Origin of the sequence: Streptacidiphilus anmyonensis, from assembly GCF_000787855.1 — a bacterium.
GTDB lineage: Bacteria > Actinomycetota > Actinomycetes > Streptomycetales > Streptomycetaceae > Streptacidiphilus > Streptacidiphilus anmyonensis.
The window spans coordinates 57,647-70,825 of sequence record NZ_BBPQ01000007.1; the positions used below are offsets into that span (position 1 = coordinate 57,647).

Genomic DNA, 13,179 nt, shown 5'->3' on the forward strand with positions numbered 1-13,179 from the left:
CTCGCTCTCGTACGGTCAGGTCCGGGGTTCGTCGTCGCGGCGCAGCACCAGCGCCGAGTTGCAGCCCATCAGGCCGCGGCTGAGGACCAGGGCGGTCCGCAGCGCAGTGGTGCGGGCGCGGCCGGTGACCACGTCGAGGTCGACGCGGACGTCGGCGACGTTGGGGGTCGGCGGGACGGTGTCGTGCTCCAGTGCCAGGACGGCGGCGGCGACGTCGAGCGCGGCGGCGGCCGAGAACGCCCGGCCGAACCCGGCCTTCGGCGCGGTGACCGGGACGTCGGCGGCCCGCGCCCCCAGGGCGTCGGCGAGGGCGAGCGCTTCGGCGTGGTCGGCCGCCGGGACGCCGAGGGCGTCGGCGAACACCACGTCCACCTCGTCCGGGGTGCAGTCGGCCTCCGCCAGAGCGCCCCGGATCGCGCGGGCGAGCCCCTCGCGGGAGTGTTCCCAGCCGCGCGTGCCGGTGAAGGTCGCGGCGTGGCCGGCGATCCGCGCGCGCACCGCGGCCCCCCTGCGGCGGGCGGACTCCTCCCGCTCGACGACGAACATCGCACCGCCCTCGGCCGGGGAGAAGCCGCAGGCGTGCTCGGTGAAGGGCTGGTAGGCCCGGCGCGGGTCCTGCGCCAGGCTCAGCTCCGGGTAGCCCAGCTGGCAGACCATCGCGTAGGGAGCCAGCGGGGCCTCGGTCGCGCCGGTCACGACCGCGCGGGCGCCGTTCCTGAGGGCCCGGCAGGAGTGGGCGAGCACGTCCAGCCCGCCGGCCTCGTCGTTGGCGAGGACGGCGCACGGCCCGCAGAAGCCGCCCCGGATCGAGATCTGACCCGTGCTCGCGGCGTAGAACCAGGCGATCGACTGGTAGGGACCGACGAAGCGCGGCCCGCGCCCCCACAGCTCCTGCATCTCGCGCTGCCCGAAGGTGACGCCCCCGCAGCCGGCGGCGGTGGCGACGCCGATGTCGAAGGGCGCCTCGGGGTCGGCGGTGAGTCGGGCGTCCCGCACCGCCATGTCGGCGGCGGCCATGGCGAAGTGGGTGAAGCGGTCGGTCTGCACCAGGAGGCGGTTCTCCACCAGCGTCTGCGGGTCGAAGTCGCGCACCTGGCCCGCCACGCGCAACGGCAGGTCGGTGCATCCCTCGAGGTCGACCCGGTCGAGGGAGACGTCGCCCCGCAGGAGGGACTTCCAGTAGGCGTCGCAGCCGATGCCGCCGGGTGCGATCACGCCGACGCCCGTCACGACGCCCGACCGCGCGACGACGTCGCCGCCGAAGGTCACGGCCGGGCCTGGTCGGGGCGGCTGAGCACCACCGCGGACTGGAACCCGCCGAATCCGCTGCCGACTGACAGCACGTGGCGCAGCGGTCGGCGGCGCGCCCTGCCCGGCACGTAGTCCAGGTCGCATTCCGGGTCGGGCGTCCGGTAGTTGGCCGTGGGCGGCACCACCCCGTCGGCGATGGCGAGGACGCAGGCCAGCAGCTCGATCGCGCCGATCGCGCCGAGGGAGTGGCCGACCATCGACTTGATGGAGCTCATCGGCGCCGCGTAGGCGTGCTCGCCCAGCGAGCGTTTGACGGCGGCCGTCTCGTGCCGGTCGTTCTGGCGCGTGCCCGAGCCGTGGGCGTTGACGTAGTCGACCTCGGTGGGCAGCACCCCGGCCTGCGCGAGGGCGCGGTCGACGGCCTCCGACAGCTCGCGGCCCTCGGCGGTCAGTCCGGTCATGTGGTGGGCGTTGCCGAAGGTCGCGAATCCGCTGATCTCGCAGTAGACCCGGGCCCCGCGGGCCAGGGCGTGCTCGCGCTCCTCAAGGAGCAGCACGGCCGCGCCCTCGCCGAGAACGAAGCCGTCGCGTTCCGCGTCGAAGGGCCGGGAGGCGTGGGCCGGGTCGTCGTTGCGGGTCGAGGTCGCCTTGATGGCGTCGAAGCAGGCGACGGTGATGGGGGAGATCGGCGACTCCGACGCACCGGCGGCGACGATGTCGGCCTTGCCCTCCGCGATGGTCTCGAAGGCGTGTCCGACGGCGTCCAGGCCGGATGTGCAGCCCGTCGACACCGTCTGCACCGGTCCACGTGCCTGAAGGAACTCGGCGACCTCGGAGGCCAGCGTGCTGGGCGAGAAGGCCCGGTGCAGGTGCGGGCCTGCGGCCTCGGGGTTCACGTCCCAGCGGCGGCCGTGGTCGCTGATGGCGACGTAGTCGCGTTCGAGCCGGGTGGTGGCGCCCACGGCGCTCCCCAGGGAGACGCCCGTGCGCCAAGGGTCCGGCCAGGACGTGCCGAGCCCGGCGTCGCGCAGCGCCTCCACGGCGGCGACGAGCGCGAACTGGATGTAGCGGTCGCAGCGCCGGACGGTCTCCGGATCCAGGCCCGAAGCGAGCGGATCGAAGTCGCACTCCGCCGCGATGCGGGAGCGGAACGCCGCCGCGTCGAAGAGGGTGATCTCGCGGGTCGCGGTGCGTCCCTCGGTCAGCAGCCTCCAGAACGGCGCGACGCCGATGCCGCCCGGTGCCACGACGCCCAGGCCCGTCACGGCTACTCGTCGCCTCATCTGCTCGCCACGGGTGCGCCGTCCGAAGGGGCGGGTTCGCACTCCGTGTCCACGTGACCGAGCTCGGGACTCGGCGCGAGCGGACCCAGGTGGAAGACCAGGCGCGCCTGCGAGCCGCCGACGTTCCGGAAGCGGTGCCGCACGCCCTGAGGGATCATCAGGCCCTGTTCCGGGCGCAGCGGATGCGTCTCCCCGTCGAGATCCACCTCGAGGTCCCCGGCGACGACGAACACGAACTCCTCGGAGTACGGGTGGTAGTGCTCGCCGACGCGCTCGCCGGGCCCGATCAGGGCGACGCCCATGAAGCCGCTGGTCGATCCGACCGTCGCGGGAGAGAGCACGGCCCGCAGATCGCCGCCGCGCCGTCGGTTGGGCGTGATCTCCGCGAGGCTGACGATTCGGGCGGGTGCGGTGGTCATGTGCGACTCCCGGGACCTGGAGGACTGCGGGCAGGACTGCGGGCAGGGCTGCGGACAGCGGGCGGGCGGCGTCAGGACGACGGGGCGGCTGTCCGGTCGGTGACAAGGCTCCTCGCGCACCCGGTCAGGAAGCGCGTCAGGCCGGGCTCGTCGGCGGTGAAGGCCGGGTCTGGCCCGTCTCGGGGGTTTGGCGGGTGACGGCGAACCGCAGCGACCGCTCGTAGGAGACGCAGTCGCGCAGCGGCCGCACCACGGCGCGGTGGTCGGCGCTGCCCACCCACTGCAGGAACGGTTCGGCGCTCTCCCACTCACTGGTGATCAGCCACTGGGAGGGCTCGCCGAGCGACTGGCACAGCTGGTCGCTCACATGGCCCGGGACATTGGCCACCTGATGGCGGATCCGGTCGTAGGCGGCCAGGAAGTCCTGGTCCCGGCCCTCGTGGACGTCGAGCAGCAGGACGACCCGCAGCCGCTGCCCGATCGTTTCGGACGCGTCGGTTCGGGGGGCGTGGATGAGGGTGTCGTCGGTGGTCACCACTGTGGTTTCTCCGTCTCGTCCGCGGCGGCCACGGCGCCTCGGCTCGCGATCGACCGACGGCCCGTGCCGAAGCCACCATACGTGCACGATCCTGCGACGCTCCGTAGGCGAGGGCGCGGCACCCGGGTGAAGAACCGGTCGAGTCGGCCGCGTCGGGGAATGGACAGCAGCAGGCTTCCGCCGGCCCATGGCCGTGCCCCGTTGAGGCCGTGCCAGCGTGCGGTCCCCCGAACCGGAGAGCATCGATGACGTCCGACGCCGACGAGTACGTGCCAGTCCTGATCGCGGGCGGTTCCCTTGTGGGGCTGTCCGCCTCTCTCTTCCTCGGCCGCCTCGGCGTGCCGCACCTTCTGATGGAGCGTCACACCGACACCTCCCGCCATCCTCGCGGTCGTGGCAACAACGTCCGCACGATGGAGCTCTACCGCACCGCCGGCGTCGAGCCGCGGATTCGCGCGGCCGCCTCTCTGCTGGCGGAGAACCACGGCATCCTTCGGGCGGACTCGCTGCTCGGCGCGGAGCAGGAGTGGCTCTTCCGTGAGATCGACCCCGGCGGCGAGCTGCCCGGACTCAGCCCCTCCGGCTGGTGCCTGTGCTCCCAGAACGACCTCGAACCGGTCCTGCTGGACGCGGCGCGGGAGCTGGGCGCGGACATCCGCTTCGGCACCGAGCTGGACTCCTTCGAACAGGACCCGGACGGCGTCACGGCCGTCGTGACGGAGCGCGGGAGCGGCCGGAGCCGGACCGTGCGGGCCCGCTACCTGCTGGCCGCCGACGGCCCGCGCAGCCCCGTCCGGGAGCGGCTTGGCATCGGCCGGAGCGGCAGGGGCGACCTGTTCCACAACGTCAGCATCACCTTCCGCGCCAAGCGTCTGGCCGACGCGGTGGGGGACCGGCGCTTCATCGTCTGCTATCTGAGCAACCCCGACGGGACCGGTGCGCTGCTGCCCGTCGACAACCAGGAGGCGTGGATCTTCCACGCACCCTGGCGGCCCGACTCGGGCGAGACCCTGGAGGACTTCACCGACGACCGCTGCGCCGAACTGATCCGCGCGGCCACCGGGGTGGTGGACCTGGAGGTCGAGATCACCGGCAAGGCGCCCTGGCACGCGGCCGAGCGGGTGGCGGAGGGCTACGGTCGCGGACGGGTCTTCCTGGCCGGGGACTCCGCGCACGAGATGTCCCCCACGGGCGCGTTCGGTTCCAACACCGGCATCCAGGACGCCCACAACCTGGCCTGGAAGCTGGCCGCCGTCCTTCAGGGCTGGGCCGGGCCGGAGCTGCTGCGCAGCTACGAGGCGGAGCGCCGCCCGGTCGCGTTGGCGATCGCCGCCCGGGCCTCGGCCCGGTCGGTCGAGCACCGGCACCCCGGATACGACGTCAGTTTCCGCGCCGGCCGCCAGCCGGACACCATGTCGGCGGTGCTCGGCTACCGCTACCGGTCCGGCGCGGTACACGGCGGCGACCCTGAGGGGCCCGCCGTGCCGGAGCGGTTCCTGCCCGGGGCCGAGCCCGGCGCCCGGGCACCGCACCTGTGGCTGCGCCGCGACGGAGTCCGCCTGTCGACGCTCGACCTCTACGAGCGCCACCCGGTGCTGCTGACCGGCCCGGCGGGCAGGGCCTGGCACGACGCCGGCCTGCGGGCCGGCGCCGCGCTCGGCGTACCGCTGGATTGCCACCGGATCGGCGGCGACCCCGGACACGGGCCGGTCCTTCGCCCGGAGGAGGGGACCCACTGGGCCGAGGCGCACGGCGTGGGCGAGGACGGCGCGGTCCTCGTGCGCCCCGACGGCTTCGTGGCCTGGCGCGCCACCGGAGCGGACGACCGGCCGGTCCCCGTCCTGACCAGGGTGCTGGAGGCGATCCTGGGCCGCGCCTGACGCGCGGACCGGCCTGCCTGCGGGGCAAGCCCTACCGGGTCGGGACCTGCACCTCGACCGTCGTCCAGTGGTAGGCCGGGCCGCCGTGGTCCTTGTCCCTGCACGGGACAAGGCCCGCCTGGTCCATGCCGACGATCCCGATGCAACCGCCGAGGACGTTCATCACGTGGTCCCTGGAGATTCGCCACTTCGTGGACGGAACGCCGCACGCGCCCGTCCAGCCGAGCTGGTCCGTCCCCGGACGGCCGGGGCGCAGGCACCACGAGGGGTTCCAGTCGGGGCGGAGCTCCGTGGTGCCCTTGCCGGACTCGGGGGTCTTCCACAGCAGCAGCTCGGTCCCCAGCGAGCACGGCAGCAGGTCCAGGTGCTGCGAGTGCAGGCCCAGGTAGTTGGACAGGCACCGCGCGTCCGAGCCGTGGCCGACGATGCGGATCTGCACGTAGGTGTCGTGCGGGTGGGAGCCGCGGGCCTGCGCGGGAGCGGCCCCCAGGGAGAGCGCGACGGTCACCGAGGCGGCGACGGCGGAGAACCACCGGGCCTTTCCGTTTCGAATCATGTCTGACTGGACCTCTCTTCGTGGGCGAGGCGCGTGGCGTGGCAGCGTCCAAGGCTGCGCCCCGGTATCGAAACCGACGGCCGGTGCGGCCCCACGCAATGTCACTCGCGCGTGGGCGCGTCACCGGCCGCGGGATCGGTCGAGTGGCCCAGAGGGGTACCGAATCCGCGGTCAGGCGGACCTCGGGTGCGGCGGTCTCACCGCACGGCCCACTGGGTGGGAGCCGTGCTGGGCGCCTTGCTCGGGGGCATGGGGGGAGCGGTGACCAGGATCCGTCCGTAGACCCCGAAGGCCGCCACCATGACGAAGGCGATCACCAGCCAGCGCACACCCAGGCGCGCCGGCAGCGTGAGCAGCCGGCGCACCAGGTGTGGGCGGGTGAGTGAGCGCACCGCCCGACGGGCGCGCCGGCGGTTGGAATGGTACGAACGGCGGGTCAACGTCGCCTCCTTGAACGGACTGCCCGCGGGCGGGGACGGTTGCCGCCGATCTGGTCGCGGTAGGCCAGCAACTGCACCGGCATGTCGAAGGCGACGACGCCGACCACCTGGGGTCCGTACGGGGTGGCCCGGGTGTAGCGGGCGATGAAGCGCTCGGAGCGCAGCGAGCCCTCGACGATCTCCACGTCCGTGCCCAGGGCCGGGCTGCCCACCGCCTGGATCCGCGTGCCGTGCTGTTCGGACCAGAAGCGCGGCACCGGGGTGAACCGGTCGGCGCGGCCGGGGCCGCGCAGCAGCGCCTCGGCCGCGTGCTGGCCCATCTCCACGGCGTGGATGAGGTGTTCGACGCGGCGGGGCTCCACGTCGAACCGCACGTTGGGCCAGCGGGCCACGTCGCCCGCCGCGACGACGTGCGGGACGAGCCGCCCCCACCGGTCCACCGCGTGGGAGGTCGGGCCGCAGAGCACTCCGTCCGAGACCTCCAGGCCGCTGTCGCGCAGCCATTCGGTCCGGGGCTCGCTGCCGAGCCCGAGGACCACGAAGTCGCATTCGAGTTGCCGGCCGTCGCTCAGACGCAGACGCAGCGTGTCGCCGTGGTCCTGCCAGTCGGAGACCTGGGTGTTCAGCCGGACGTCGACACCCGCGCGACGCTGGATGGAGCCGATGACGGCACCGACCTTGGGGCCGAGCACCCGGCGCAGCAGCGGCGCGCTGTGCACCACGAGCGTCACGTCCATGCCGTGCTCGCGCGCGGTGCAGGCGAGTTCGCAGCCGACGAAGCCGCCGCCGAGGATCACGACATGGCGGGCGCGCGCCTCGTGCAGGGCGACGCGGACGGCCGCCGCGTCCTCGAGGGTGCGGATGGTCCGCACCCGCTCGCTGAACACCGGCGCCTCGGGCAGCCGTTTGGCGTCCACGCCGGTGGCGAGCACCAGTCCGTCGAACGGCAGCCGCTCGCCGCCGCGCAGCAGCAGCGCACTGCGGGCCAGATCGAGACCGGTCAGCCGGGTGTCCAGCAGCCAGTGCGCGTCCGGCACTTCTTCCGTCTGGAAGGTGAGGTCGTCACCGCTCAGTGCCCCCGCGAGGTACTGCTTCGACAGCGGTGGGCGGCTGTAGGGGAGATGCCGCTCCTCCCCGACGATGACCACCTCACCGTCGAAGCCCCGGTCGCGCAGGCGTCCCGCGGCGCTCATGCCGGCGAGCCCGCCGCCGGCGATGACGATGCGCTTGCGGGGCTCCCTGGCGCTGGTACCGCTGCGCAGCGAACGCCCTGACGCGCGGCGGGTCGTGGGCCCGCCGCCGTGGATCCGGATCGCCTGCATCGGGCAGCACCGGACCGCCTGACGGGCCCTGGCGGCGAACTCCGCCGGGACGTTGCCGCTGTAGTGGAGCGACCCTTCGTCGGAGATGCGGAAGACCTCCGGCGCCTCCTGCTGGCAGATCCCGTAGATGTGGCAGCGGTTGTTGTCCACGCTGACCCGGACCGGCCGCACCTCGGGGACCAGTGCCGGCTCGACGGTGCGGAAGGCGTCTCCCGACACCGGGGCCCGTGTGGGCAGCCGTTCGGGTGCCGGGGCCGGCGCGGGGATCAGGGATGCGTGTGGGGCCGGGGCCTGCGGGTACGCCTCCTCCGGGGCGTACGCCTGGGCCACGGGGTGCGCCTGCTGCTGCGCGGGGTACGCCTGCTCCGGGGCGTACCCCTGGGCCACGGGGTGCGCCTGCTGCGCGGGGTACGCCTGGACCTGGTGGGACCCCTGCACCTGGTGGTACCCCTGCGCAGAGGCGTACCCCTGTTCCGTCGGATACCCGTGCTCCGCGGGGTAGGCCTGTTCCCACGGGTGGGTCGTCCATGGGTCGGTCATGCCTCACCCCCCTTGGCGCCGAACGCGCGTTGCCGTAGTCGTGATCGCGAAGGCAGGGCCCGGATCAGGAAGGCCAGGAGGCAGACGCCGGCGCCGATCGCGATGCCGACCGCCACGAGGTTGAGGTGCCGTGGCTCCGGGTGCACCAGGAAGATGTGCAGCCAGACCAGCGCGAAGGACACGTAGGCGAGTTGATGGAACCTCAGCCACCGCTGGTAGCCGAGGCGCCGTTGCAGCCAGACCGAGCAGCCCACCGCGATGGCGAGTTCCGTGCCCAACACGCCGAATCCGACCGGGATCCGCTGTACCGGGCCCGCGAAGGGCACCAGCAGTTGCACCGTTCCTATGTGCCAGATCGGCTGGTAGAGGAAGGTCAGCCCGTGCAGGCACCCGAAGATGATCGCGCTCAGGCCTACGGTCATATGGGCCCCGTAGATGGTGGCGCGGTTGACGTGCCGTTCCAGGATGCGCAGCCGGAGGACCGCTCCGAGGAGCACGGTGGCGACCATCAGGGCGTACGCGACCATGGCGAACAGTCTTGCGATCTGGTGCACACCCATGTCGTAGGCGACGCCGTGGTTGTACGCGTCGAGCGGCGACCCAGGTATGGGTGCCAGTGTGCCGGTGGACGAAGCGACCATGATCATGCCCAGGACCCCTTTTTCCGGTAGCCACGAACATCGGCTCCGCCGGGCTCAACCGAGGCGCATTCCCCGTCGTGCGTGATCGTGCGAATTCAGGGGGTGACCGGCCTGGTTCAGTCCGCCGTGCCGCTCCCCCGTGAAGCACTGCTTCGGCGGCAGACGTTACACCAAGTGCCCGACGGCGGGGCCGAACTCCGAAATCGGGAACACGGGCTCGGGGGTGCTCCGGCGGCCGATTTGAGCAGAATTTCCAGCAGCGATATACGGAATTTGCCCTCGGTGCCACTCTGTGTACTCAGTGTAATTATTTGAGAGAAGTCGTGAAGATCCCGTGTCGCCCGGTGAAGCCGTCCGGATCCCGCCGTTGGCATCGGCACCCGGTGTGACCTGGGCGAACAAGGATTTCGCGGGCCGAATTCCGGCGGGCGTCGGAGGGGGTGACGGAGCCTCCCACGGTCAAGCCTTGGTACTTGTTACCCGCCGGGAACCACGGGCGCCTGCGGCCCGGCCGACCGTGGCGAAGGTGGCGGAGCGTCAACGTTCCCTACGGGGAGCGACTTCGATGTGTCCGCCCGACCGCTTCTGCCCGAGAGTCGTCAATCGTGCTCACTTTCTTATGAGAAAGAAATTCTCACAAGAGCGGCTCGCCGGTTCTGGAACGGGACGGGCGGGGGGTGTTGACGGCCCGGACCCGCGCTGGTGGACTGGACGGCATGACGTCCTCCGGGCAGCCGCTGGTCATCCGCGGCCACATCGACTTCGGTCGGGTGTGGTCCGCGTCGCATCGCCGCTGAGCCCCGATCGTCGCAACGCCCCACCGCACCCGCGCCCGCGCGCCGTCCTTGCGGGGCCTTCCGCCTGAAGGTGACGTGTCGAACCGCCGTCGCCGTCCTGTTCTCTGTTCTCCTCTGAGGAGTCGTTCATGGATGCCGCACTCGAGGCGTGGAAGCACTGGCGGGACGAGCGGGTCGTCAACGCCCGCGCGCTGCACGGACCGTTGTCGCTGACCGGCACGCACTGGCTCGACGCGCCACGGGCCACCGGGTCCGCGCTGCCCGGTCGGTGGACCGTGGACCGGGCGGCCGACCAGGTCGTGCTGACCGCCGCGCGGCACGACGGGATCTCCGTCGACGACGTGCCGCTGGACGGCACACTTCGGCTCTCTCCCAAGGACACCGGTGCGTACGCTCCGCGCCTCAGCCACGGGGGCCGGTGGCTGGAGCCGATCGTGCGGGAGGACCGGTACGCCGTCCGCGTCTTCGACCCGGCCGCCGACGCGCGGACGGCCTTCGCGGGCATCGACGCCTTCCCCTACGACGCCTCCTGGGTGCTGCCCGCACGCTTCGAGGCGTTTCCCGCCCGCCGGACCGTCACCGTCCCGCACAGCGACGGTCGCACGCGGCCGACCGTCCTCGTCGGCACGGTGACGTTCTGTCAGGGGAGTGCGGTGCGCTCGATGGCGGCCCAGCGCACGCCCGAGGGAGCCCTGAACGTGAGCCTGGCCGACCTCACCCGGCGGGCCGAGACGTGCGGATTCCGCGTCGTCGAGATCCCCGAGCCGGATCCGTCGGGCGCGACCGTCGTCGACTTCAACCGGGCGCAGCTTCCCCCCTCGGCGTTCGCGGAGCACTACCTGTGTCCGCTCCCGCCGGAGGGGAACACGCTGCCGTGGTCGGTGCGCGCGGGTGAGCGCCGGGTGTTGGAGCACCGCGGTCCCGCACGCCGTTGACGCTCCTGTATGCCGTGACCGGCGAGCCGGCTAGCGGATCCCCGCAGGCTCGCGCTCGTAGGGGATCCTCTCGCCGGCCTCGACCGCGACCGGGAGCCTGTTCCCGGCCGGGGGCAGCGGGCAGGTGGCCAGGTCGGTGTAGGCGCAGGGCAGGTTGATCGCCCGGTTGAAGTCGACCAGCACCCGGCCCTCGGCGTCGGGGGCCGGGACGGCCAGGGAGCGGTTGGCCGCGTAGGTCGTCACGCCCGACGTGGCGTCCGTGAACAGGACCAGGAGGCTCCCAGGCCGAGCGCCCTCGAACGCGGTCAACCGGTAGGAGGGGCCGCCGTCCTCCAGCTCGAACTCGACCTGTCCGGGCGCGGCGTAGACGTGCTCCAGCCCCTCGACCGCAGCCCCCACCGTCACCTCCCGCGGCGTCGCGAAGGGCAGGTAGCGGCCGACGCGGGCCCAGCGCCGGTCCGGAGCGAAGGCCGGGGTGTGCGTGTAGTCGAGCCGCAGCCTGTTGTCGGGGTGACGCGGGCGCAGGATGTCGGCTCCGCCCCGCTTGGCGATCTCGATGACGGCGTCCCCGGCGCCGGCGAACAGGCTCGCCCGCTCCGCGACGACGCCGAAGCGGTGGACTCCGCGGACCACCGCGCCGTCGACGACGAGCTCCTCGCCGTCGTCCAACCGCACCGTGACCCCGTCCTCGCCGGTTGACCACGCACCGGGTGCGTCCGGGAAGCGCGCGGGCGCCTCGTCCAACCAGCGGAGGCTGGTGACGGCCAGGAACCCGTGCGGGTCCGCGAGTGCGTGCTCGTGCGCGGCGTGCCACTGCTGCCACTGCAGGACGAAGTCCTCGTGGTCGACGTCCAGGCGGGTCATGGCGTCTCCTGCGGGAGAGGGATGGGGAGTTCGGGGGAGGCGAGCCGGTGGAACCGGCTCGCGTGGAAGACCAGCGGCGCCACCGCGTGATCGGCGTCCAGTTCGTGCACCCGAAGCAGCACGATGTCGTGGTCGCCGGCCGCCACCAGCCGTTCGACGGAGCAGTCGAACCAGGCGCTCGCCTCCTCGATCAGTACCGCGCCGTCCGTCGTGGCGTGCCAGGCGAGGCCCGCGAACCGGTCGCCGTCCCGGGCGGCGAGCCGGCGGCAGGCGCTCTCCTGGTGCGCGCCGAGCACGCTGACCCCGATCCGGGCGCGGTCGCGCAGCAGCGGCCAGGTGGTCGAGGTATGGGCGACGCAGACCGAGACCAGGGGCGGGTCGAGTGAGACGGAGGTGAACGAGCTCGCGGCCAGACCGACCGGCGTCCCGTCCACCAGCGCCGCGAGCGCGGTCACCCCGGTCGGGAAGGCGCCGAAGGCGTGCCGGAGCTGATCGGGCCGCAGGCCCGGCCGGGCGGAAGCCGCTCGGCGTTCTCCGCACTCGGTGCGCTCGACGTGTGTCGCGGTCATCGCCGTCCCCATTCCTCGGCCAGCAGCTCGTAGGACCGGACCCGGTCCTCGTGTCGGTGGGTGATGGTCGTGATGATCAGCTCGTCCGCGCCGGTGGCGTCGCGCAGCGTCTCCAGCTGGTCCGCGACCTGGCCGGGTGAGCCGACGAACTGGGTCTCGGTGCGGTCGGCCACCAGCGCCCGGTCCTGCTCGGTCCAGGCGTGCGCGCGGGCCTCGTCGGGTGTGGGGAAGGCGATGGCTCCGTCGCCGCTGCGGATGCTGCGCACCCACAGGCCGTAGCCGGTCGCCAACTCGCGGGCGGTGGCCTCGTCCTCGGCGACCACGACGTCGGCGGAGACGCTGACGTACGGGCGGTCGAGTTCGGCGGAGGGCCGGAAGGCGGCCCGGTAGCCCTCGGCGGCCTCCAGCACGGTGGCCGGGCTGACGTGGTAGTTGGCGGCGAAGCGCAGGCCGTGGGCGCCTGCGACGTCGGCGCTGATCCCGGCGCTGCTGCCCAGGATCCAGACCTGGAGGTCGGCGCCCTCGCCGGGCACGACATGCGCTTCGACGCCGTCCGGCGTCGCGTAGGTGCCGGCGAGCAGGGCGAGGACGTCGGCGATCTGCTCGTCGTAGGGCTGTGACTCCGCGCCCGGCAACTGGAGCAGCCGTCGGTGCAGGGCGAGGCGCGGGTGGCGCAGCAGGTGCTCGTAGGTGAAGCGGGCGGGGATCCGCAGGCCGCCCGGGGTGTGCCCGTCGACGACGGGCGTGGCGCCGACCAGGGCGGGCTGCCGCGTGGCGGACGGTGCGGACCGGCCGGGGGAACGGCCGAGGCCCAGGTCGAACCGGCCCGGGTGCAGGGCGTCGAGCAGGCCGAACTCCTCGACGGTGGACAGTGCGGTGCGGTGGCCCATCTGTACGGCGCCCGCACCGAGCCGGATGGTCGAGGTCGCGGCCGCGGTCAGCGCCAGCACGACCGCGGGGGAGGTGCCGGCGACGCCGGGGTTGAGATGGTGCTCGGCGAACCAGTAGCGCGCGTAGCCGAGGTCCTCGGCGTGCTGGGCGAGGTCGACGCTGTTGCGCAGGGCCTCGGCCGCGTCCGAGCCGGAGGAGATCGGCACGAGGTCGAGCACCGTGAGCGGGGTGTTGGTCATGGGGGCCTCCCTCG

13 protein-coding genes are annotated in these 13,179 nt (G+C 73.0%); 2 read left to right on the forward strand and 11 right to left on the reverse strand.

What is annotated here, in order from left to right; all coding sequences use genetic code 11:
* Positions 1 to 15 precede the first annotated feature (15 nt).
* The 4 genes from TR50_RS10020 to TR50_RS48610 form a co-directional block, all read right to left on the reverse strand.
* A complete protein-coding gene (locus tag TR50_RS10020; RefSeq protein ID WP_042417968.1) occupies positions 16 to 1,269 on the reverse strand; it encodes a beta-ketoacyl synthase N-terminal-like domain-containing protein in 1,254 nt (417 codons plus the stop codon).
* Positions 1,266 to 2,534, reverse strand: a complete 1,269-nt coding sequence (locus TR50_RS10025) for a beta-ketoacyl-[acyl-carrier-protein] synthase family protein (protein WP_042418294.1) — start codon at positions 2,532 to 2,534, stop codon at positions 1,266 to 1,268. The genes TR50_RS10020 and TR50_RS10025 overlap by 4 nt, the downstream gene beginning before the upstream one ends.
* Positions 2,531 to 2,953, reverse strand: a complete 423-nt coding sequence (locus tag TR50_RS10030) for a cupin domain-containing protein (RefSeq protein ID WP_042417971.1) — start codon at positions 2,951 to 2,953, stop codon at positions 2,531 to 2,533. Before TR50_RS10030 ends, TR50_RS10025 begins: the two co-directional genes overlap by 4 nt.
* 136 nt (positions 2,954 to 3,089) lie before the next feature.
* Positions 3,090 to 3,488: an antibiotic biosynthesis monooxygenase family protein gene (locus tag TR50_RS48610; RefSeq protein ID WP_439654209.1), complete on the reverse strand. Its 399-nt coding sequence runs from the start codon at positions 3,486 to 3,488 to the stop codon at positions 3,090 to 3,092.
* Positions 3,489 to 3,736: 248 nt separating this feature from the next.
* Between TR50_RS48610 and TR50_RS10040 the strand changes: the two genes are divergently transcribed.
* The gene (locus TR50_RS10040; protein ID WP_042417976.1) at positions 3,737 to 5,371 is read left to right on the forward strand and encodes an FAD-dependent oxidoreductase; all 1,635 of its coding nucleotides are present in this window, start codon (positions 3,737 to 3,739) and stop codon (positions 5,369 to 5,371) included.
* A gap of 31 nt (positions 5,372 to 5,402) precedes the next feature.
* Here TR50_RS10040 and TR50_RS10045 read toward each other — a convergent pair whose 3' ends face one another.
* The 4 genes from TR50_RS10045 to TR50_RS10060 all read right to left on the reverse strand — a co-directional run bounded on the left by TR50_RS10045 (position 5,403) and on the right by TR50_RS10060 (position 8,876).
* The gene (locus tag TR50_RS10045; protein WP_042417980.1) at positions 5,403 to 5,927 is read right to left on the reverse strand and encodes a hypothetical protein; all 525 of its coding nucleotides are present in this window, start codon (positions 5,925 to 5,927) and stop codon (positions 5,403 to 5,405) included.
* A 197-nt stretch (positions 5,928 to 6,124) separates the two neighbouring features.
* Positions 6,125 to 6,367: a hypothetical protein gene (locus tag TR50_RS10050; RefSeq protein ID WP_042417983.1), complete on the reverse strand. Its 243-nt coding sequence runs from the start codon at positions 6,365 to 6,367 to the stop codon at positions 6,125 to 6,127.
* Complete coding sequence (locus tag TR50_RS10055; RefSeq protein ID WP_152648337.1) at positions 6,364 to 8,229, reverse strand: FAD-dependent oxidoreductase; 1,866 nt, start codon at positions 8,227 to 8,229, stop codon at positions 6,364 to 6,366. The genes TR50_RS10050 and TR50_RS10055 overlap by 4 nt, the downstream gene beginning before the upstream one ends.
* Complete coding sequence (locus tag TR50_RS10060; protein WP_042417986.1) at positions 8,226 to 8,876, reverse strand: ferric reductase-like transmembrane domain-containing protein; 651 nt, start codon at positions 8,874 to 8,876, stop codon at positions 8,226 to 8,228. Before TR50_RS10060 ends, TR50_RS10055 begins: the two co-directional genes overlap by 4 nt.
* 919 nt (positions 8,877 to 9,795) lie before the next feature.
* On the opposite strand from TR50_RS10060, the gene TR50_RS10065 reads away from it, so the two are divergent.
* Positions 9,796 to 10,602 (forward strand): DUF1684 domain-containing protein, encoded by an 807-nt coding sequence (locus tag TR50_RS10065; protein WP_042417990.1) that lies wholly within the window; start codon positions 9,796 to 9,798, stop codon positions 10,600 to 10,602.
* Positions 10,603 to 10,632: 30 nt separating this feature from the next.
* Here TR50_RS10065 and TR50_RS10070 read toward each other — a convergent pair whose 3' ends face one another.
* From TR50_RS10070 to TR50_RS10080, 3 genes are read right to left on the reverse strand one after another with little or no spacing between them, the layout of a single operon-like run.
* A complete protein-coding gene (locus TR50_RS10070; RefSeq protein WP_042417993.1) occupies positions 10,633 to 11,466 on the reverse strand; it encodes a DUF1684 domain-containing protein in 834 nt (277 codons plus the stop codon).
* The gene (locus TR50_RS10075) at positions 11,463 to 12,035 is read right to left on the reverse strand and encodes a flavin reductase family protein (RefSeq protein WP_174514822.1); all 573 of its coding nucleotides are present in this window, start codon (positions 12,033 to 12,035) and stop codon (positions 11,463 to 11,465) included. The genes TR50_RS10070 and TR50_RS10075 overlap by 4 nt, the downstream gene beginning before the upstream one ends.
* A complete protein-coding gene (locus TR50_RS10080; protein ID WP_042417996.1) occupies positions 12,032 to 13,165 on the reverse strand; it encodes an LLM class flavin-dependent oxidoreductase in 1,134 nt (377 codons plus the stop codon). Before TR50_RS10080 ends, TR50_RS10075 begins: the two co-directional genes overlap by 4 nt.
* Positions 13,166 to 13,179 lie beyond the last annotated feature (14 nt).

Bases quoted from the DNA above. Each gene is read 5' to 3' on its own strand.
- TR50_RS10030 (WP_042417971.1), bottom strand. From the start codon at position 2,953: ATGACCACCGCACCCGCCCGAATCGTCAGCCTCGCGGAGATCACGCCC.
- TR50_RS10065 (WP_042417990.1), top strand. From the start codon at position 9,796: ATGGATGCCGCACTCGAGGCGTGGAAGCACTGGCGGGACGAGCGGGTC.
- TR50_RS10040 (WP_042417976.1), top strand. From the start codon at position 3,737: ATGACGTCCGACGCCGACGAGTACGTGCCAGTCCTGATCGCGGGCGGT.
- TR50_RS10025 (WP_042418294.1), bottom strand. From the start codon at position 2,534: ATGAGGCGACGAGTAGCCGTGACGGGCCTGGGCGTCGTGGCACCGGGC.
- TR50_RS10045 (WP_042417980.1), bottom strand. From the start codon at position 5,927: ATGATTCGAAACGGAAAGGCCCGGTGGTTCTCCGCCGTCGCCGCCTCG.
- TR50_RS10055 (WP_152648337.1), bottom strand. From the start codon at position 8,229: ATGACCGACCCATGGACGACCCACCCGTGGGAACAGGCCTACCCCGCG.
- TR50_RS10080 (WP_042417996.1), bottom strand. From the start codon at position 13,165: ATGACCAACACCCCGCTCACGGTGCTCGACCTCGTGCCGATCTCCTCC.
- TR50_RS10075 (WP_174514822.1), bottom strand. From the start codon at position 12,035: ATGACCGCGACACACGTCGAGCGCACCGAGTGCGGAGAACGCCGAGCG.
- TR50_RS10060 (WP_042417986.1), bottom strand. From the start codon at position 8,876: ATGATCATGGTCGCTTCGTCCACCGGCACACTGGCACCCATACCTGGG.
- TR50_RS10070 (WP_042417993.1), bottom strand. From the start codon at position 11,466: ATGACCCGCCTGGACGTCGACCACGAGGACTTCGTCCTGCAGTGGCAG.